The sequence below is a fragment of the Derxia gummosa DSM 723 genome (assembly GCF_000482785.1).
GTDB lineage: Bacteria > Pseudomonadota > Gammaproteobacteria > Burkholderiales > Burkholderiaceae_E > Derxia > Derxia gummosa.
In genome coordinates this window covers 889,802-909,996 of the sequence record NZ_AXWS01000007.1, presented here as the reverse complement: position 1 = coordinate 909,996, position 20,195 = coordinate 889,802, and the positions used below count along the sequence as shown (strand labels likewise).

Sequence of the window (20,195 nt, the reverse complement as noted above, 5' to 3'; positions counted from 1 at the left end):
TCCATCGATTTCCCGCGTCCGCCATGACCCAGCTTCCGACCCTCGCCGCGCCCTTGCCCGATGCCTCGTCGCGTCTCGTCGTCGCCATCAGTTCGCGCGCCCTGTTCGATTTCGAGGAGGAGAACCGCATGTTCGACGCCCATCCCGACGATGGCGCCTACATGCAGCTCCAGCTCGACCGGCTCGAACTCGCCGCCCGCGACGGCGTGGCCGCGCCGCTGGTGCGCAAGCTGCTCGCCTTCAACCGCGGCTGCGACGAGAAGAACCGACGCGTCGAGGTGGTGATCCTGTCGCGCAACGATCCGGTGTCGGGCTTGCGGGTGTTCCGCTCGGCGCGCGCGGCAGGGCTGGCGATCGACCGGGCGGTGTTCACGCGCGGGCGCTCGCCGTGGCGCTATCTGGCGCCGCTCGCGGCCAATCTGTTCCTGTCGGCCAACGAGGCCGACGTGCGCGACGCGCTCGACGCGGGCTTTCCGGCGGCGCGCGTGTATCCGCAATCGCGCGCGGCGGCGGCCTCGCATCCGGACGAGATCCGCATCGCCTTCGATGGCGACGCGGTGCTGTTCAGCGACGAGGCCGAGGCGATCTACAAGGCGGGCGGGCTGCACCGCTTCATCGAGCACGAGGTCCAGCATGTGTCGCGGCCGCTGCCGCCCGGGCCGTTCGCGCCGCTGCTGCGCGCGCTGCATGCGCTGCAATCGGCTTCCACGGCCGGCAGCGCGGGCGCGGCGCTTGAAGTGCGCGAGACGGGCGACGGCGGCGGCATCCGGGCCGACCTCGTCCGCGCCGACGGTCCGCCGATGCGTATCCGCACCGCGCTCGTCACCGCCCGCAGCGCGCCGGCGCACGAGCGCGCGATCCGCACGCTGATGGATTGGAACGTCGGCGTGGACGAGGCGATGTTTCTCGGCGGGCTCGACAAGGGGCCGTTCCTGCGCGAGTTCGAGCCGGATTTCTTCTTCGACGACCAGACGCGGCATTGCGATTCGGCCGCTGCCCATGCGCCGACGGGGCATGTGGTGGCGGGTATCGCCAACCGGCTGCCGGCGCCGGAGTGAGGGGCGCGCGGCTGGCGCGACGGTGATGCCGGTGCTTGCGCGGCTCGCGGGAGGGCGCGAGCGTCCGTCGGCCTCAGTTTGCGTGGGCGAGCCGGTTGCGGCTGAGCGCGCGACCGAGCGCCGTGACCAGTTCGGTCGGGTCGATCGGCTTGATGAGCAGGGTGTCGCAGCCGGCCAGCAGCGCGCGGGCGCGGGTGCCGAAGTTATCGTCGCGGCTCATGAGCGCGACCGAGGTGTCGCCGGCGCTCAGCTTGCGCGCGCGCCGCAGCAGCCGCAGTCCGCCGCCGGGCAGATCGTCGGCCGAGAACAGCAGGCGGTAGTGCGTCAGGCCGAGCATGTCGAGCGCCTGGCCCGCGTCGGCGGCGATGCCGGTATCGACGCGAAAGGGCTTGAGGGCGGCGCGGATGAACTCGGCGTTGGCGCTGTCGGCATCGGCCACGAGCACGCGCGCCACCCGTCCGTCGAGCGGCGGCAGCGCCGCGCGCAGTGAGGCCGGCAGGCTGGCCAGCATCGCCGGCAGCGACATGCTCTGGCGCGCCACGCCGTCGAGCGCGGCGAACAGCGTGCTCCACACCAGAGGCCGGCCGACGCGCGGCAGGTCGCCCGGCACACGGCCGTCGCCGACCAGCACCGTGCCGAGCCGCGCCATGTTGCGGTCGCTCATGTAGGCCGACATGGCGCGTGCGTCGTCGGTGTCGACCAGCAGCAGTTCGCAGGCCTCGCCACGCGCCGCGAGCAGATAGCGCTGCACCCGCTGATCGGAGTATTCGAAGATGGTTGCCAGCGCGATGCGCTCGGTCGGGCTGAAGCCGAGGATGCGCACGCGCAGCGCCTGTCCGGGCAGGACGCGCGCGGGAGCCTGTTGGGGAGGGGGCATCGGCAGGGTCAGATTTGCATGGCGGCCTCGATCACCTGGGCCGCGCTCGAAAAGCGCTCGGCGGACTTCTTGGCCATCAGCTGGTCGAGCAGGGGCTGGAAGCGTGCGAGCGTCGCGGGCAACCGGGGTATCGGGGAATGCACATGCTGGTACAGCAGACCCTGGGCGTTGTCGGCGTAATAGGGCTTCTTGCCGGTGAGCATCTCGAACAGCATCACGCCGAGGCTGTAGAGATCACTGCGCGTATCGACCGCGCCGCCCACCGCCTGCTCGGGCGAGATGTAGTAGGGCGTGCCGTAAACCTCGCCGTGACGCGTCTTCATGAGCGCGTTTTCGAGGTGCTTGGCGATGCCGAAATCGGCCAGCACGAGCGAGCCGTCGCGCCGCAGCATGACGTTGTCGGGCTTCATGTCGCGGTGGACGATGCCGAGCTTGTGGATCGCCGCAAGCGCGCCGGCGATGCGGATGAGCGTGCTCTGGGCCATCTCGGCGGTCATGCCGCTCTTGATGATTCCGCGCAGGTCGCCGCCCGGGAAATGCTCCATCGCGATGTAGGCGAAGCGCTGGGTGAAGCCCTGCTCGAAGATGCGCGCCACGCTCGGATGATCGACCTGCGAGATCGTCGAGTACTCCTGGATGAAGCGCTGGAGCGTCTCGCCGAGCGTCTTGTCGTTGATGGGCAGCAGCTTGAGCACGACCTCGCCGGCATCGCTCTCGCGCTCGGCCAGATAGACGAGCGACATGCCGCCCTCGCCGAGCTTGCGCAGCAGCCGGTAGCCCGGAATATCGGGCTGGCCATCGGGGCCGACGCCGCTGCCGTTGCCGCTCGCGGGGCTGGCGCCAGTGGCGCGGCGGGAGGGCCAGCGCCGGATGATGTCGGAGTTGGTCTGCACCGCCGCCGATACCGCTTCGTAAAAGCGCCGTTCCTGCTCGCTCGCGCGCTGCTTGGGGTCGAGCCCGACCACCTCGACGATGTCCACCGGCTGCACCCGGCCCTTGAGGCTGACCTGGCTGCGGCGTCCGCCGCGCAGGCGCGGGCCAGCGCCGTCGAAGGCGGGCTGGCTCGCAACCACGCTCCATTGCAGCTCCTTCGTGGCTTCTTCGAGCCGCGCGGCGGTGTTGACCGTGTCGCCGATGATCGTGGTCTCGACCGTGTCGTGGCTGCCCATCTTGCACACGGTGACGTCGCCGGTATGGATGCCGACGCCGATGCAGAACTCGGGCAGCTGCTTGCCCGGATGGCGGTCGGAGATCCAGGTGCGGAAGCGCGTCGCGGCCAGGATCATGAGCAGGCCGGCCTTGAGCGCGCGCTCGGCGTGATCCTGCATCTGATCGGGCGGCGACTCGAACAGCGCCACCAGTCCGTCGCCGAGAAATTTCACGACCCAGCCGTGCTGGCGCTGGATCGGCTCGCAGGCCCGCGCGAAATAGGCGTTGAGCAGTTCCACCACCTGCTCGGATTCGAGCTTCTCCGACATCGACGTGAAGTTTCGGATGTCGGAGAACAGCACCGTGCCGGTGGTGTTGCGCTTGGTGATCATCTGGCTCGCGGCCAGATCGAAGTCGGGATTGAGGATCGACTCGTTGATGAGCGTTTCCGGCGCCTGATCGATGAACTGCGCGAAGTTGGCCGGCAGGGTGTGCTGTTCGAGTTTCGGGCCGGGCTTCGGCGACGGGAGGTCGCGCGCGGGGCTGCGCGGATCGGTGCGCGTCATCGGGTTGGGCAGACGCTCCGGCTCGATGACCGGGAGGCTCGCCTGGGTGTTGCCCGACAGCGTAAGACCGGTAAGCGTGGTCGCCGCGAGCTTGCTGTGATCGCGCAATTCCTCGGCCAGCGCCAGCAGCAGCACCTCGCGCGGCATCGGGCGCGCCAGCACGATGTTGGCGCCAGCGGCGCGCGCACGGGCGGCAAGATCGCTGTCGCTGCGTTCGCCCACCAGCACGATCGGCAGATGGCGCATGCGTTCGTTCGAGCGCACCGCGCGTACCAGACCGATGCCGTCCATCTTGGGCATGACCAGTCCGGCGACGATGAGCATCGGCGCACGCATCATGATGGCTGCAAGACCCTGAAGCCCGTCGCCTGCGGTGCGCACCCGGTAGTCCGCCGATTCGAGATCGAGACGCATCCGCGCCAGGCGCTCGCTGTCGCTGTCGATCAGGAGAATGTCGGAGGGGGGCGTTGCCATGGCCGAGCGGCAAGTTCAGCAGAGGACATATTCTGCAACACGCACTGTGCGAATTCTCCCTGCTTCGGGCGCCTAAATTTGGTTGGCGCTGACTTCGGGGCATGACGGGTACACTTCCCGCCGCGAAGCGGATCGGACAGCCGCCGGGCCGGCTTGCCGGCCGGGAGGAAAGTCCGGACTCCGCAGGGCTGCGTAGCAGGTAACACCTGTCCGCCGCAAGGCGCGGATCAGAGCAACAGAGACGAGCCGATTCAGTTCGGGTGAAACGGGCAATCTCTACGCGGAGCAACACCAAATAGGCGGTCGATGACCTTGCCCGGCGAGGCCGCGGGTAGGTGGCTTGAGCGGCGTGGCGACACGTCGCCTAGAGGAATGGCTGTCAGGGCGGGGCAACCCGCCGTCACAGAATCCGGCTTACAGATCCGCTTCGCACTTCTTCTTCTGCGGTCGGGACAGCGGCGGCGTCCCACCCTTTCCCACGATCGACACGTTTTCGGCTGTCCGGCGGCCTGTGCCCGATCGGCTCCCTCCATCCGCTTTTAGATTCCGATTTCCACGAGTGCTGCCGCCTGGCGGAAAGGCGGTTTTGATCCTGCGCATTCAAAAGCGACCGCAAGGCTCTAATTCCATGGGGTTTTTTGCCGTCGCGCGACTTGGGGCTGAAAGGCTAAGTGCTTGTTCCGATTGGGTAATTCCCCTGACCTCGCCTTGACCCGGTTACAGCCCGTCGGTAGAGTGGGAAAAAGTGCAAAAAAGTGAGCTTTTGTGGAACGAATCGGCCTAAATCGGGCCTAAGTCGCGCTTCCCCATATAGCTTGCGCGGCCTCGACACAGGGGCTCTCCCGGTCGATTCGACTCCAGGCGGCAGGCGTGTTCCAAGGCAATTCGGCGTTGACCCTCGATGCGAAAGGAAGGCTTTCCGTGCCATCCCGGTATCGCGACGCCCTCAATGCGCTTGGCGGCGGCCAGATCACGATCACGCGCTCGCCCGACCGCTGCCTGCTCATCTATCCGCGTCCTACCTGGGAAGCGAAGCGGGTCGAGATCGCGGCGTTTCCGGCCTCTGCGCGCGGTTTCCAGCGCCTGCTGCTTGGCAATGCTCAGGAAGTTGAGCTCGATGGCGCCGGGCGAGCCTTGGTCAGTCCCGAGCACCGACAGTTCGCCAAGCTCGAGCGCGAGGTGATCCTGCTCGGCATGGGCCAGTACTTCGAACTGTGGGATCGGGCCAGCCATGACGCCGCCGAGGAGGCGACCGTCGCGGCGGGCATTCCTGAGTCGATTGGTGACTTTTCCTTCTGACTCATGGCCGATCGTCCCGTCACCGGGCAGCACGTCAGCGTGCTGCTCGAAGAATCCCTTGCAGCCCTGCGCATCCGCGCCGATGGCGTCTATGTCGATGGCACCTTCGGTCGGGGCGGGCACAGCCGTGCCCTGCTCGCGCAACTTGGGCCGCAGGGCAGGCTGCTCGCCTTCGACAAGGACCCGGCCGCCATCGCCGTCGCCGCATCCATCGACGACCCGCGCTTCGCAATCGTCCACGGCAGCTTCGCGACGCTGGCCGGTGCGCTGGCCGAACGCGGCATCGAGCGCGTGGATGGCGTGCTGCTCGACCTCGGCATCAGTTCGCCGCAGATCGACGAGGCCGAGCGCGGCTTCAGCTTCCGTCACGACGGTCCGCTCGACATGCGCATGGACCCGACGCGCGGGGAATCGGCGGCCGACTTCGTCAACACGGCCGACGTGGCCGAACTCGCACGGGTGATCCGCGACCATGGGGAAGAACGGTTTGCTCTTCCGGTTGCAAAGGCGCTTGTGGCTCGCCGCGCGAGCCGGCCTTTCGACCGTACCCTCGACCTCGCGCAGGTCGTGGCTGGCGCAGTCCGCACGCGCGAAAAAGGCCAGGATCCGGCCACGCGCACCTTCCAGGCTCTACGGATTCACATCAACCGCGAGCTTGAGGATCTTGAGGTGACGCTCGACGCGGCACTCGGCGTGCTGGCCGAGGGAGGGCGGCTGTCCGTCATCTCCTTCCACTCGCTCGAAGACCGCATCGTCAAGCGCTTCCTGCAGGCGCATTCGCGCGTGTCCGATGAGTACGCGCGTCTGCCGTTGCGCGAGGACCAGCTGCCGCAGCCGGCGCTGGCCGAGGTGGAGCGCGTGTTCCCGTCGGACGAGGAAGTGGCGCGCAATCCGCGCTCGCGCTCGGCGGTGCTGCGCATGGCGACGCGCACGGCGGCGCCGGTCGGCGGCAAGCCGCGCATCGGCGGCGCGGCGGGCGCGGACGACATGGCGGGCGAACGCGCCGTGGCGCTCGCGCGCGGTGGCCGGACGAAGGGGCGCGCATGATCCTCCGCGTCATCCTCATCGTCGCCGTCATGGCGAGCGCCTTCTCGATGATTACCGCGCAGCAGCGCATGCGCCGCGCGATGGGCGAGACCTATCGGCTGCAGAACGAGGAACGCGCGCTCAACCTGGAGTGGTCGCAGCTCCAGCTCGACCAGACCACCTACGGCAAGCACAGCCTGATCGACGCGAGCGCGCGCCAGTTCGGCATGCGCACCGTCACGCCCGAGCGCACGCAGTTCCTGTCGCCGGGCGAACTGGGCGGAGGGGCCAAGTGATGCGCGCGGGTGCCAAGGGAGTCGGTTTCGCGTCGAGTCCGGTGCTGGCGGTGCGGCTGCCGGCCGGCCGCTCGCGCCTGCTGCTGCTGATCATGACGCTCGCCTTCGCGGCGCTGTTCGGCCGCGCGCTCTACCTGCAAGGCATCTCGACTGCCTTCCTGCAGAAGCAGGGCGCCCAGCGTTACGAGCGCACCGTCATCCTGCCGGCCATGCGCGGCAAGATCACCGACCGCAACGGCAGCGTGGTCGCGTCGTCGCTGCCAGTGAAGGCGGTCTGGGCCGACGACGTGCCGCTCGACAACCCGAAGCTCGACCAGCTCGCCGGCCTGCTCGCGATGCCGGCCTCCGCCCTGCGCGCGCGTCTCGCGGAAGACGACGGCAAGCGCAACAAGTTCACCTACCTCAAACGCCAGGTCGGCGATGAGCTCGCGGCCAAGGTGGCGGCGCTCGCCATCCCCGGCGTGCACGAGCGCACCGAGTTCAAGCGCTACTACCCCGAAGGCGAGACGCTGGCCCACGTGGTCGGCTTTTCCGACATCGAGGAAGTCGGGCAGGAAGGCATCGAGCGCGCGTTCAACGACCAGCTCACGGGCCGCACCGGCAAGCGCCGCGTCATCAAGGACCTGTTCGGCAGCGTCGTCGATGAAGGCGAGCTGGAGCGCACCGCCTACGACGGCGAGACGCTCGCGCTGTCGATCGACACCAAGATCCAGAGCGTGGTGTTCGCCACGCTCAAGGCCACCGTGGAGCAGTTCCGCGCCAAGGCGGGCGCGGCCGTCGTCCTCGACGTGCGCACCGGCGAGGTGCTCGCGCTGGCCAACATCCCCACCTACGACCCCAACGACCGCGCACGCCTGCGCGGCGAACAACTGCGCAACCGCGTGATCACCGACCAGTACGAACCCGGCTCGATCATGAAGCCGTTCACCGTCGCGCTCGCGCTCAACACGAAGCGCGTCACGCCCGACACTCCCTACAACACCGCGCCCGGCCACATCACCATCGACGGCAAGACCGTCGGCGACAGCCATGCCCACGGCGTGCTGACGGTGCGCGAGATCATCCAGAAGTCGAGCAACGTCGGCACCGTCAAGATCGCGATGCCCATCCCGCCGAAGGAGATGTACGAGTTCTTCAGCTCGGTCGGCTTCGGTCAGGCGCCCAAGATTCCCTTCCCGGGCGCGAGCGCCGGCCGCGTGCGGCCGTGGAACACCTGGAAGCCGATCGAGCAGGCCACCATGGCCTACGGGCACGGCATCTCGGTGTCGCTGCTCCAGATGGCGCGCGCCTACACGGTGTTCGCGCGCGAGGGCGACATCATCCCGATCACCATGCTGCGCACCGAGAAGCCGGCCGTGGGCCAGCGCATCGTCTCGCCCGAGGTCGCGCGCCAGATGCGCGAGATGCTGGAGATGGCCTCCGGCCCCGGCGGCACGGCGCCCAAGGCCCAGGTCGTGGGCTACCGCGTCGGCGGCAAGACCGGCACGGCGCGCAAGCAGGAAGGGCGCGGCTACGCGGCGGGCAAGTACATCTCGTCCTACGTCGGCCTCGCGCCGGTGTCGAACCCGCGCGTGATCATCGCGGTGATGGTCGACGAGCCGTCGAGCGGCACCTACTACGGCGGCGACGTGGCCGCGCCCGCGTTCTCGCAGATCGCGGGCACGGCGCTGCGCCTGCTCAACGTCGCGCCCGACGCGCCGTTCAAGGCCAGCGTCATCGCGCCGGCGCCTGCGGTCGAGGAGAGCATGTGATGGTGATCTTCGATCCCGCCGCGCTCGATTCGGCGCTCGCCACCGCCGCCCGCTGGGCGCTCGCGCATGCGGGTGCTCAGGGCCGGCTCGTCAGCGACAGCCGGCAGATCCGGCCGGGCGACATCTTCGTCGCCTTCCCCGGCGACCATGCCGACGGCCGCCGCTTCCTGCCCGCTGCACAGGCCGCCGGCGCGGCCGGCGCCATCATCGAATCGCGCGGCGCCGAGACGCCGCCGGCCGGGCTGCCCTTCATCGCCGTGCCGGAGCTGCGCCGTCACAGCGGCGAACTCGCGGCGCAGTTCTACGGCCATCCCAACGCGCGCATGCAGACGCTCGCGATCACCGGCACCAACGGCAAGACGACGAGCGCGCTCTGGCTCGCGCAAGCGCTTGCAAGACTGGGCCGGCGCGCGGCGATGGTCGGCACGCTCGGAGTCGGCCTCGTGTCGGCCGACTCGGCCGAGGTGCAGGCGACCGGTTTCACCACGCCCGACGCGGTGCAGTTGCAGACGCGGCTGGCCGACCTGCGCGCCGCCGGCGCCGACGCACTGGCCATCGAGGCCACGTCCATCGGCCTGGAACAGCACCGGCTCGACGGCCTGCGCATCGACGTGGCCGTGTTCACCAACCTCACGCACGACCATCTCGACTACCACGGCACGTTCGCGGCCTACGAGGCGGCCAAGCACGCGCTGTTCCGCTGGCCGGGGCTGCGCGCGGCGGTCATCAATCTCGACGATCCGGCCGGCGAGCGCTTCGCGCGCGTGGTGCGCGAACGCGCCGACGCCGTGGCCGTGAAGCTGCTGCGCACCTCCTGCACCGACGCCTCGGCCGAGCTGTTCGCGCACGGCATCGTCGCGCGGCCGGCGGGCATGGGCTTCACGTTGCGCTGGCAGGGCGAGACGCATGCGGTCGAGATCGGCGTGCCCGGCCTCTACAACATCCACAACTGGCTCGGCTGCACCGGCGCGCTGCTGGCGGCGGGCTATCCCGTGGCCGACGTGCTCGCGGCGATGCGCGCCGTCACGCCCGCGCCGGGCCGCATGCAGATGCAGGGCGGCGCGCTCGACGCCGACGGTCGCGGCGAACCGCTGGTGGTGGTCGATTACGCCCACACGCCCGACGCGCTGGAGCAGGCGCTGGTCGCGCTGCGGCCGATCGCGCAGGTGCGCGGCGGCCGGCTCGTGGCGCTGTTCGGCTGCGGCGGCGACCGCGACCGGCGCAAGCGTCCGGTCATGGCCGCGATCGGCGCCGAATCCGCCGACGACGCCTGGCTCACGAGCGACAACCCGCGCTCCGAGGCGCCCGAGGCCATCCTGGCCGAGATGGCGGCCGGCGTGCCCGAAGGCCGGCGCGTGCGCGTCGAGCCCGACCGCGCGCGCGCCATCGCCGACGCGGTGGCGATGCTGGCCGACCGCGACGTGCTGCTCGTGGCCGGCAAGGGGCATGAGCGCTATCAGGACATCGCGGGTGTGAAGCACCCTTTTTACGACCCCGACCATGTCGCCGCCGCGCTCGCGCGTCGCGCCGGCAGGGGTGTGGTCTCGGCGGCGGCCGGGGCTGCGGCAATCGGGCCGACCGACGCGGCCGGCAAGGCTGTCGAAGGCGGGGAGGCCGCATGCTGAGCCTGCGCGCCGCCGCCGCCATCCTGGGCTGTTCCGTCGTCGGCGACGGGACGGTCGTGTTCGACCGCGTGTCGAGCGATTCGCGCGACCTGCGCGCCGGCGACCTGTTCGTCGCGCTGCGCGGCGAGCGCTTCGACGGTCACGGCTTCATCGCCGGGGCCGCGCAGGCCGGCGCCGTCGCGGTGCTGGCCGAGTCCCTGCCCGAGGGCTTTTCGGGCAATGCGCTGGTCGTGCCCGACACGCGCGTCGCGCTCGGCCTGCTGGCCGAAGGCTGGCGTCGGCGCTTCGCGCTGCCGGTCATCGGCGTGACGGGCAGCAACGGCAAGACCACCGTCAAGGAAATGCTCGCGGCCATCCTCGCCGCGGCTGTCGGCGAAACCGCGCGTCTCGCGACCGCCGGCAATCTCAACAACGACATCGGCACGCCGCTCACGACGTTGCGGCTGCACTCCGGTCATCAGCTGGCCGTCATCGAGATGGGAATGAACCACCCGGGCGAGATCGCCCAGCTCGCGCGCATCGCGCAGCCCACCGTCGCGCTGGTCAACAACGCCCAGCGCGAGCATCAGGAATTCATGCAGAGCGTGGCCGCGGTCGCGCAGGAAAACGGCTCGGTCTTCGCGGCGCTGCCGGCGGACGGCGTGGCCGTCTTCCCGGCCGGCACGGAGTTCGACGCGCTGTGGCGCGACCTCGCCGGGCCGCGCGCCTGCCGCAGCTTCGCGCTGGATGACGGCTTCGTGCCGGGCGCGGATGGCGCCGGTGCCGAAAGCGCCGGGCGCGCCGACGGCGCCGGGGCCGGCGCGTCCGCCGCCGCTGCCGCTTCCGCCGCTGCCGATGTGATCGGCCACGCGACGCCGACCGCCACCGGCTGGTCGCTGTCGCTCACGGGCGCGGTCGAGGTCGCGGGCATCGACCTGCACCTGTTCGGCCGCCACAACGCGCTCAACGCCGTCGCCGCCGCCGCCAGCGCGGCCGCCGCCGGCGTCGGCGCCGAGGCGATCCGCGCCGGCCTGTCGGCATTCCGCCCCGTCAAGGGCCGGCTCCAGGCCAAGGTCGCGGCGCTCGCGCCCGCCACCGGCGCCCGCGTGCTCGACGACACCTACAACGCCAATCCCGACTCCGTGCTCGCCGCCATCGACGTGCTCGCCGCGCTGCCCGCGCCGCGCGTGCTCGTGCTCGGCGACATGGGCGAGGTCGGCGACAACGGCCCGCAGTTCCACGCCGAGGTCGGCGCCGCCGCCCGCGAGCGCGGCATCGACACGCTCGTGACGATGGGCGAACTCGCGCGCGAGGCGCTCGCCGCCTTCGCCAATCCGGGCACGCCCGCGCCGCGCCATCCGCAGCCGCCGGCCGAATCGGCCGAGCAGGCCGCCCAGGCGGCGGCATTCGCGGCCGGCAGCGGCGGCAGCATCCTCGTGAAGGGCTCGCGCTTCATGCGCATGGAACGGGTCGTCGCCGCGCTCTGCGGCGAGGCCGCGACGGGGGCGCACTGACATGCTGCTCGCCCTCGCTCAATGGCTGTCCCAGGACATCCGCGCCTTCCAGGTCTTCAACTACCTCACGCTGCGCGCGGTGCTCGCCACCATGACCGCGCTCGTGATGGGCCTGCTCGCCGGGCCTGCCGTCATCAGCCGCCTCACCGCCTGGAAGATCGGCCAGGCCGTGCGCAGCGACGGCCCGCAAACCCACCTCGTCAAGGCCGGCACGCCGACCATGGGCGGCGTGCTGGTGCTGATCTCCATCGCCATCTCGACCCTGCTCTGGGCCGACCTGAGCAACCGCTTCGTCTGGGTGGTGCTGATCGTGACGCTCGGCTACGGCTGGATCGGCTGGATCGACGACTACCGCAAGGTCGTGCACCGCAATCCCAAGGGCATCACGCCGAAGGAGAAGCTGTTCGGCCAGACCATCATCGCGGCCGGCGCGTCGATCTATCTGGCCTTCTGCGTCGGCGCCGAGACCAACCAGCGCGCGATCGACCTGTTCATGGCCTGGGTGCACGGCGGCTTCGCGATGGACCTGCCGTCCAAGGCCGACCTGATCGTCCCGTTCTTCAAGCACGTCGGCTATCCGCTCGGGGTGTGGGGCTTCATCGTGCTGACCTTCTTCGTCATCGTCGGCACGAGCAACGCGGTCAACCTCACCGACGGCGCCGACGGCCTCGCGATCATGCCGGTGGTGATGGTGGGCGGCGCGCTCGGCATCTTTGCCTACGTGACGGGCAATTCGGTCATCAGCAAGTACCTGCTGTTCCCGCACATCCCCGGCTCGGGCGAGCTGCTGATCTTCTGCGGCGCGATGGCGGGGGCGGGGCTGGCCTTTTTATGGTTCAACGCCTATCCGGCCCAGGTGTTCATGGGCGACGTGGGCGCGCTCGCGCTCGGCGGCGCGCTCGGAACGATCGCGGTGATCGTGCGGCAGGAGATCGTGCTGTTCATCATGGGCGGCGTGTTCGTCGCCGAGACGGTGTCGGTGATGCTCCAGGTCGCCTACTTCAAGTGGTCGGGCGGCAAGCGCATCTTCCGCATGGCGCCGCTGCACCATCACTACGAGCTGTCGGGCTGGAAGGAGACGCAGGTGGTCGTGCGTTTCTGGATCGTCACGATGATGCTGGTGCTGTTCGGCCTCTCGACGCTGAAGCTGAGGTGAACGCATGAGCCTGTTCGCCAGCTTCACGCAAACGCCGCCGCGCGTGCTCGTGCTGGGCCTCGGGGAATCGGGCCTGGCGCTCGCGCGCTGGTGCGCGGCCCAGGGCGCGCCGCTGCGGCTCGTCGATACGCGCGACAACCCGGCGCTGGCCGAGCGCGCGAAGTCGGTGGCGCCGGAGGCGGAAGTCGTCATCGGCTCGACGCTCGATCCCGCCCTGCTCGACGGCATCGACATCGTCGGCATCTCGCCGGGGCTGTCGCCCTTCCTCGCGCCGGTCGCGGGGCTGGTGGCGGCGGCGCGCGAGCGCGGCATCGCGGTGTGGAGCGAGATCGAGTTCTTCGCCGAGGCGCTCGCGGCGCTGAAGGAACAGCGCGGCTACGCGCCCCGACTGCTCGCGATCACCGGCACCAACGGCAAGACGACGGTCACGACGCTCGCCGCCCATCTCTGCGAGCACGCGGGCCGCAGCACGATCGCCGCCGGCAACATCTCGCCCGCCGCGCTCGAAGCGCTGTCCGACGCGCTCGCCGCCGACAAGCTGCCCGAGGTGTGGGTGCTGGAGCTGTCGAGCTTCCAGCTCCAGACCACGCACCGGCTCGTGGCCGACGCGGCCGTGGTGCTCAACATCACCGAGGACCATCTCGACTGGCATCCGTCGATGCACCAGTACGCCGAGGCCAAGGGCCGCATCTACGCCAACGCCGGCCTGCGCGTCGCCAACCGCGCCGACGGCCCGACCGTCGCGCTCGCGCGCAATGACCTCGCCGCGCTCGGCGTCGCGTATCCGGTGCCGGTCGGCGCCGCCTTCGACGGCACGGTGTTCGACGCCGCGACCGTCGCGCGCGCCGGCGCCGCGCTCGGCAGCGCCTCGGCCGCCGCCGCGCTGCCGCCCGCGCCGGTCGAGCCCGAACCCGCCGCGCCCGGCCGCCCGCCGCGCCGCGCGCCGAAGCCGGTCGAGCCGGTGTACGAGCCCTACGTGAGCTTCGGCCTCGACGCGCCCGTCGCCGCCGGTGACTTCGGCCTCATCGACGACGGCGGCCTGCGCTGGCTCGCCCATGCCGAGGCGCTCGAAGACGAAGCCACCGGCCGAGGCCGCAACCGCGAGGTGCCGGTGCGCCTGCTGCGCCTCATGCCCGCTGACGCCGTGCCGCTCACCGGCGACCACAACCTCGCCAACGTGCTCGCCGCGCTCGCCCTCGTGCGCGCGGCCGGCGTGCCGATGGCCGCCGCGCTGCACGGCCTGCGCGAGTTCCACGGCCTGCCGCATCGCGTCGAGACCATCCGCACGCTCGATGGCATCGACTGGATCGACGACAGCAAGGGCACGAACGTGGGCGCGACCGTCGCCGCGCTCGACGGCCTCAAGCGTCGGCTGGTGCTGATCGCCGGTGGCGATGGCAAGGGCCAGGACTTCGCGCCGCTGCGCGAGCCGGTCGCGCGCTGGGCCCGCGCGGTGCTGCTGATCGGCCGCGACGCCGGCCGGCTGGCCGAGACCTTCGCCGGCATCGACGCCGCCATCGAACGCTTCGACAGCCTCGAAGCCGCCACGCAACGCGCCGCCGAGATCGCCCAGCCTGGTGACGCGGTGCTGCTCTCGCCCGCGTGCGCGAGCCTCGACATGTTCCGCAACTACGCGCATCGCGCCGAGGTGTTCGCCTCCACGCTCACCGACATCGCGCTCGACCGGGGGGAACCGTGCTGAACGGACTGCTCGGCAAGCTCGGCATCGGCTGCGCCGCGCCCAACTCGGGCGTGCGCACGCCGCGCCGCGCGCGCATCCCGACCGCCGACACCATGGCCTTCGCTACCGGCGTCGGCAGCGTCGGCGGCGCGCCGGTGAACGTGCGCGGCATGGCCACGCACGACCGGCTGCTGATGGGCGCGACGATCGCGCTGCTGCTGCTCGGCATCGTGATGGTGTACTCGGCCACGATCGCGCTGCCCGACTCCAACCGCTACGGCAACCTCACGCCCACCTTCTTCGTGGTGCGGCACATCGCGGCCGTGGCCTTCGCGGCGGTGGTGGCGGCGTTCTGCTTCCAGATCCCGAGCGCGGCCTGGCAGGCCAACGCGCCCCGGCTTTTCCTCATCGGCCTCGGCCTGCTGGTGCTGGTGCTGATCCCGGGCGTGGGCAAGGGCGTGCTGGGCGCGCGGCGCTGGATTCCGCTCGGCATCATGAACATGCAGCCGTCGGAACTCATGAAGCTGTTCTGCGTGCTGTACGCGGCCGACTACACGGTGCGCAAGCAGGAATGGATGCACAAGCTCGGCAAGGGCTTCGCGCCGATGGCGGCGGTGATGATGCTGGTCGGCCTGCTGCTCCAGCTGGAGCCCGACATGGGCGCCTTCATCGTCATCGTGGCGATCGCCTTCGGCATCCTGTTCATCGGCGGGCTGAACGGCATGCTGTTCATCGCGCTGGTGGGCGCGCTGGTGGTGGGCTTCGTCGGGCTGATCGAGCTGTCGCCCTACCGCGCGGCGCGGATCCTGGCCTTCTGGGACCCGTGGAGCGAGAAGAACGCGCTCGGCAAGGCCTACCAGCTGACGCAGGCGCTGATCGCCTTCGGTCGCGGCGAATGGACCGGCGTGGGCCTGGGCGCGAGCGTGCAGAAGCTGCACTACCTGCCCGAGGCGCATACCGACTTCCTGCTCGCCGTCGTGGGCGAGGAACTGGGCTTTGCCGGCGTGGCGCTGGTGATCGGCCTGTTCTATCTGATCCTGCGCCGCTGCTTCGACATCGGCCGCCAAGCCATCGCGCTCGACCGCACCTTCCAGGGCCTCGTGGCCCAGGGCGTGGGCGTGTGGTTCGGCGCCCAGGTGTTCATCAACATGGGCGTGAACCTCGGCCTGCTGCCCACCAAGGGCCTGACGCTGCCGCTCATGAGCTATGGCGGCTCGGGCATCCTGGTCAACCTGATCGCGCTCGCGATGGTGCTGCGCATCGACTGGGAAACGCGCCGGATGATGCGGGGGCAGCGCGTATGAGCCCGCCCCGCCATCTCGTCGTGGTGGCCGCCGGCACCGGCGGCCATGTGATGCCCGGCCTCGCCGTCGCCGATGAAATGCGCGCGCGCGGCTGGACCGTGAGCTGGATCGGCACGACCACCGGCATGGAGAACGACCTCGTGCCGGCGCGCGGCATCGCGCTCGACCGCATCGCCTTCACCGGCATGCGCGGCAAGGGCCCGCGCCACATGATCGAGGGCGCCGTGCGCTTCGTCGGCGCGATGGCCGCGAGCCTGAAGCTGCTGCGCCAGCGCCGCGCCAAGGTGGTGTTCGGCACCGGCGGTTATGTGTGCGTGCCGGTCGGGCTGATGGCGCGGCTCGGTCGCCGGCCGCTCGTGCTGCTCAATGCCGACGCGGCGCTGCTGCTGTCGGCGAAGCTGCTCAAGCCCTTCGTGACGCGGCTGGCGACGGGCTTTCCGCCGTCGGGCCGCAAGGCCGACGTGGTCGAGCGCTGGACCGGCAACCCCGTGCGTGCCGAGATCGCGGCGCTGCCCGATCCGGCGCAACGCTTCGCCGGCCGCGGCGGCCCGCTGAAGCTGCTGGTCGTCGGCGGCAGCCTCGGCGCGCGCGTGCTCAACCAGACGCTGCCCGAAGCCGTCGCGCTGATGCCAGCCGGCCGGCGTCCGGTCATCACCCACCAGACCGGCCGCATCGAGGCCGATGCGGTGCGCAAGGCCTACGAGCGCCACGGCATCGACGCCGAGGTGCTGCCCTTCATCGACGATATGGCGCGCCGCTATGCCGAGGCCGACGTGGTGCTCTGCCGCGCCGGCGCGATCACCGTCTCCGAACTCTGCGCGGGTGGCGTGCCCTCGCTGCTCGTGCCGCTCAAGGTGAGCACCACGAGCCATCAGCAGCACAACGCCGAGCTGGTCGAGCAGGCCGGCGCCGGGCTGCATCTGCCCCAGGCCGGCCTCACGGCCGAGAAGCTCGCGGCGACGCTCGGCGGCCTGACGCGCGAGCGGCTCGCGGCGATGGCTGCAAACGCTCGCAAGCTCGCCAAGGCCGAGGCGGCCAAGGCCGTGGCCGACATGCTCGAAGAGGTGGCGGGATGACGTCACCGCGCACTCCGGCCGTCGCGCGCAAGCACGCACTCGTCCGCCCGCGGGCATGCGCCCGCCATCGCGTCATCACACTCCCGCCCGCGCGCGTGTTGCAGCGCAGCGCGGCACAGGAACCTTCCTCCAAATGAAGCACCGCATCCAGCACATCCACTTCGTCGGCATCGGCGGCTCGGGCATGAGCGGCATCGCCGAGGTGCTGCTCAATCTCGGCTACACGATCAGCGGCTCCGACCTGTCGGCCAGCGCCACGGTCGCGCGCCTGCGCTCGCTCGGCGCCACCGTGCACGTCGGCCACGAGGCCGCCAACATCGAGGGCGCCCAGGCCATCGTCACGTCCACGGCAGTCAAGCCCGACAACCCCGAAGTCATCGCCGCGCGCGCCAAGCGCATCCCTATCGTGCCGCGCGCGCTCATGCTGGCCGAGCTGATGCGCCTGAAGCGCGGCATCGCCATCGCCGGCACCCACGGCAAGACCACCACCACCAGCCTCGTCGCGAGCGTGCTCGCGGCCGGCGGGCTCGATCCCACCTTCGTCATCGGCGGCCGGCTCAACAGCGCGGGCGCCAACGCCCGCCTCGGCAGCGGCGACTGGATCGTGGTCGAGGCCGACGAGTCGGATGCGTCCTTCCTCAACCTGCTGCCCGTGATGGCCGTCGTCACCAACATCGACGCCGACCACATGGAGACCTACGGGCACGACTTCTCCAACCTGAAGAAGGCCTTCGTCGAGTTCCTCCAGCGCCTGCCGTTCTACGGCTCGGCCGTGCTGTGCATCGACGACCCGAACGTGCGCGAGATCCTGCCCTTCCTGAGCAAGCCGGTTCTCACCTACGGCTTCTGCGCCGAGGCCCAGTTCCGCGCCGAGAATGTGCGCGCCGAGGACGGCCGCATGCGCTTCACCGCGATCCGCCCGGCCAACGGCCACACGCCGCCGCCGCTCGACATCACGCTCAACCTGCCGGGCCGGCACAACGTGCTCAACGCGCTCGCCGCCGTGGCGATCGCCGACGAGATCGGCGTGCCCGACGCGGCGCTGGTGCAGGCGCTGGCCGAGTTCAAGGGCGTGGGCCGCCGCTTCCAGCGCCACGGCGAACTGCCCGCGCAGGGCGGCGGCACGTTCACGCTCATCGACGACTACGGCCATCACCCGGTCGAGATGCAGGCGACGCTCGCGGCCGCGCGCGGCGCCTTCCCGGGTCGGCGCATCGTGCTGGCCTTCCAGCCGCACCGCTTCACCCGCACGCGCGACTGCTTCGAGGATTTCGTGAAGGTGCTGTCGGGCGCCGATGCGGTGCTGCTGGCCGAGGTATACGCGGCAGGCGAAGCCCCGATCGTCGCGGCCGACGGCCGGGCGCTCGCGCGCGCGGTGCGTGTCGCGGGCAAGGTCGAGCCGGTGTTCGTCGAGAGCATCGGCGACATGGCGGCGCAGATCCGCGCCACCGCGCGCGACGGCGACGTGGTGATGACCATGGGTGCGGGCAGCATCGGCGGCGTGCCGAGCCAGCTCGCGCAGGAGCTGACGGCATGAGCGACACGATCAACAGCTTCGAGGCGCCGCTCGCGCCGCTGGCCATCGAGCCGGCTTCGCTCGGCAAGGTGGTCGTGCTTTATGGCGGCACGTCGGCCGAGCGCGAGGTCTCGATCAAGTCGGGCTCGATGGTGCATGCGGCGCTGCTGCGCTCGGGCGTGGACGCGACGCTGTTCGACACCGGCACGCAAGCGCTTGCAGGGCTGGCCGAGGGCGGCTTCGACCGCGCGGTCATCTCGCTGCACGGCCGCGGCGGCGAGGACGGCACGATCCAGGGCCATCTCGAACTCATCGGCCTGCCCTACACGGGCAGCGGCGTGATGGCCTCGGCCGTCGCGATGGACAAGGTGTTCACCAAGCGCATCTGGCAGACCCACGGCCTGCCGACGCCGAAGTACCGCCTGCTGCGCCGGGGCGACGACCTCGCGCAGGCCGCCGCCGAGCTGGGCCTGCCGCTGTTCATGAAGCCGCCGCACGAAGGTTCGACCGTCGGCGCGAGCAAGGTCACGTCGGCCGACGGCATGGCCGCCGCCTTCGACCTCGCCGCGAAGTACGACGACGGCGTGCTGGCCGAGCAGTTCATCGCGGGCGCGGAACTCACCTGCGCCGTCATCGAGCGCGCGGGCCGGGCGGTGGCGCTGCCCGCCATCCGCATCGTCGCGCCCGGCGGCAACTACGACTACAACAACAAGTACCTGACCAACGACACGCGCTATCTCTGCCCGGCCGGCCTTCCGCCCGAGGTGGAACGGCGCGTGCGCGAACTGGCCGTGGCCTCCTTCGAGGCGCTGGGCTGCGCCGGCTGGGCGCGCGCCGACTTCATGCTGCCCGGCAGCGACGGCGCCTGGGGCGAACCCACGCTGCTCGAAATCAACACCTCGCCCGGCATGACCGACCATTCGCTCGTGCCGATGGCTGCGCGCGCTTCGGGCATCAGCTACGAGCAGCTCGTGGTCGAGATCGCCGCCGGCGCCGCCCTCAAGGGCGGCCTCGGCAAGCGGCGGGAGGCCTGACGCCATGTGGAACGACGTGCGCGCGCTGAACTACGCGACCGGTGCCTGCCTGGTGCTGGTGGCGTTGCTCTGCCTGGGCACGTTGGTGCTCTGGGTCGTGCGGCACAACAGCTTCGACCTGCGCGGCATCGTCGTGCGCCCCTCGGGCCGCGAGCCGCTGCGCCATGTCGATCCGGCGCTGGTGCGCGCGCTCGCGCTGCCGCAGATCAAGGGCAACTTCTTCACGATCGATCTCGCCAGTGCGCGCGAGGCCTTCGAGTCGGTGCCCTGGGTGCGGCGCGCCACGGTGTCGCGGCAATGGCCGGCCCAGCTCGTCGTCGAGCTGGAGGAGCACAAGCCGATCGGCGTCTGGGGTGATGGCCGCGGCGTGGACGAGAACGGACAGCTGTTCGTCGTCAACGAAGGCGAGCTGGAGCAGTACGAAGATCTTCCCGTGCTCGACGGCCCCGAAGGCAGCGAGCGTCAGGTGGTATCGCGCCTCGGCGAGGCGCGGGTGTGGTTCGAGCGGCTCGGCATGGAAGTGCAGGCGATCCGCCTGTCGGCGCGCTATGCCTGGACCATCGAGCTGCTGCCCGACGGCGCGCCCGAAGGATCGAAGCCGATGGTGCTCGACCTCGGCCGCGAGGATGCCGACCAGATCCTCCAGAAGCGGGTCGCGCGCTTCGTTGCCGCGTTCGCGCGCGTGCGAGCCTACTGGGGCGCACTGCCCGAACGCGTCGATCTGCGCTACTCGAACGGATTCGCATTGAAGGTGCCGGGTCTCAAGTTCAACGATACGAATACGAAGGCGGTCGGCGCGACGCGCTGACCGGAC

General features: G+C 70.5%; 16 protein-coding genes and 1 other RNA gene. 15 read left to right on the top strand and 2 right to left on the bottom strand.

The window, feature by feature from the left end; all coding sequences use genetic code 11:
* The first annotated feature begins 23 nt into the window (after positions 1-23).
* Positions 24-1,058 carry a 5'-nucleotidase gene (locus tag H566_RS0105140; protein ID WP_034410504.1) on the top strand — a complete coding sequence of 345 codons (1,035 nt, stop codon included), beginning with the start codon at positions 24-26 and terminating at the stop codon, positions 1,056-1,058.
* 73 nt (positions 1,059-1,131) lie between these two features.
* Here H566_RS0105140 and H566_RS0105135 read toward each other — a convergent pair whose 3' ends face one another.
* Both H566_RS0105135 and H566_RS27235 read right to left on the bottom strand, forming a co-directional pair.
* Positions 1,132-1,935, bottom strand: coding sequence for a response regulator (locus H566_RS0105135; protein ID WP_084544766.1), 804 nt, complete (start codon positions 1,933-1,935; stop codon positions 1,132-1,134).
* A gap of 8 nt (positions 1,936-1,943) precedes the next feature.
* Positions 1,944-4,124 (bottom strand): protein kinase domain-containing protein, encoded by a 2,181-nt coding sequence (locus H566_RS27235; protein WP_028310594.1) that lies wholly within the window; start codon positions 4,122-4,124, stop codon positions 1,944-1,946.
* A 124-nt stretch (positions 4,125-4,248) separates the two neighbouring features.
* Here H566_RS27235 and rnpB point away from each other — a divergent pair.
* From rnpB to H566_RS23020, 14 genes are all read left to right on the top strand, one after another.
* Positions 4,249-4,557: RNase P RNA component class A (gene rnpB / locus H566_RS27280), an RNA gene on the top strand.
* Between the two features lie 437 nt (positions 4,558-4,994).
* Complete coding sequence (mraZ, locus tag H566_RS0105125; RefSeq protein ID WP_028310593.1) at positions 4,995-5,423, top strand: division/cell wall cluster transcriptional repressor MraZ; 429 nt, start codon at positions 4,995-4,997, stop codon at positions 5,421-5,423.
* Positions 5,424-5,426: 3 nt separating this feature from the next.
* Complete coding sequence (gene rsmH, locus H566_RS23030) at positions 5,427-6,470, top strand: 16S rRNA (cytosine(1402)-N(4))-methyltransferase RsmH (RefSeq protein ID WP_084544765.1); 1,044 nt, start codon at positions 5,427-5,429, stop codon at positions 6,468-6,470.
* Complete coding sequence (gene ftsL, locus H566_RS0105115) at positions 6,467-6,745, top strand: cell division protein FtsL (RefSeq protein WP_028310592.1); 279 nt, start codon at positions 6,467-6,469, stop codon at positions 6,743-6,745. The genes rsmH and ftsL overlap by 4 nt, the downstream gene beginning before the upstream one ends.
* Positions 6,745-8,496 carry a peptidoglycan D,D-transpeptidase FtsI family protein gene (locus tag H566_RS0105110; RefSeq protein WP_034410503.1) on the top strand — a complete coding sequence of 584 codons (1,752 nt, stop codon included), beginning with the start codon at positions 6,745-6,747 and terminating at the stop codon, positions 8,494-8,496. The genes ftsL and H566_RS0105110 overlap by 1 nt, the downstream gene beginning before the upstream one ends.
* Entirely contained in the window at positions 8,496-10,121 is a 1,626-nt protein-coding gene (locus tag H566_RS23025) for a UDP-N-acetylmuramoyl-L-alanyl-D-glutamate--2,6-diaminopimelate ligase (RefSeq protein WP_084544764.1), read from the top strand. The genes H566_RS0105110 and H566_RS23025 overlap by 1 nt, the downstream gene beginning before the upstream one ends.
* On the top strand, positions 10,115-11,614 hold the full coding sequence (locus H566_RS0105100) for a UDP-N-acetylmuramoyl-tripeptide--D-alanyl-D-alanine ligase (protein WP_028310590.1): 1,500 nt from the start codon (positions 10,115-10,117) through the stop codon (positions 11,612-11,614). The genes H566_RS23025 and H566_RS0105100 overlap by 7 nt, the downstream gene beginning before the upstream one ends.
* Before the next feature lies 1 nt (position 11,615).
* Positions 11,616-12,770, top strand: a complete 1,155-nt coding sequence (gene mraY, locus H566_RS0105095; protein ID WP_028310589.1) for a phospho-N-acetylmuramoyl-pentapeptide-transferase — start codon at positions 11,616-11,618, stop codon at positions 12,768-12,770.
* A gap of 4 nt (positions 12,771-12,774) precedes the next feature.
* On the top strand, positions 12,775-14,472 hold the full coding sequence (locus H566_RS29910; RefSeq protein WP_034410501.1) for a Mur ligase family protein: 1,698 nt from the start codon (positions 12,775-12,777) through the stop codon (positions 14,470-14,472).
* Between the two features lie 92 nt (positions 14,473-14,564).
* Complete coding sequence (gene ftsW, locus H566_RS0105085) at positions 14,565-15,755, top strand: putative lipid II flippase FtsW (protein ID WP_084544833.1); 1,191 nt, start codon at positions 14,565-14,567, stop codon at positions 15,753-15,755.
* Entirely contained in the window at positions 15,752-16,831 is a 1,080-nt protein-coding gene (gene murG, locus H566_RS0105080) for an undecaprenyldiphospho-muramoylpentapeptide beta-N-acetylglucosaminyltransferase (RefSeq protein WP_028310586.1), read from the top strand. The genes ftsW and murG overlap by 4 nt, the downstream gene beginning before the upstream one ends.
* A gap of 133 nt (positions 16,832-16,964) precedes the next feature.
* Complete coding sequence (gene murC / locus H566_RS0105075) at positions 16,965-18,368, top strand: UDP-N-acetylmuramate--L-alanine ligase (protein ID WP_028310585.1); 1,404 nt, start codon at positions 16,965-16,967, stop codon at positions 18,366-18,368.
* The gene (locus H566_RS0105070) at positions 18,365-19,381 is read left to right on the top strand and encodes a D-alanine--D-alanine ligase (RefSeq protein ID WP_034410498.1); all 1,017 of its coding nucleotides are present in this window, start codon (positions 18,365-18,367) and stop codon (positions 19,379-19,381) included. Before murC ends, H566_RS0105070 begins: the two co-directional genes overlap by 4 nt.
* Positions 19,382-19,385: 4 nt before the next feature.
* Positions 19,386-20,189: a cell division protein FtsQ/DivIB gene (locus H566_RS23020; protein WP_034410496.1), complete on the top strand. Its 804-nt coding sequence runs from the start codon at positions 19,386-19,388 to the stop codon at positions 20,187-20,189.
* Positions 20,190-20,195: the final 6 nt, after the last annotated feature.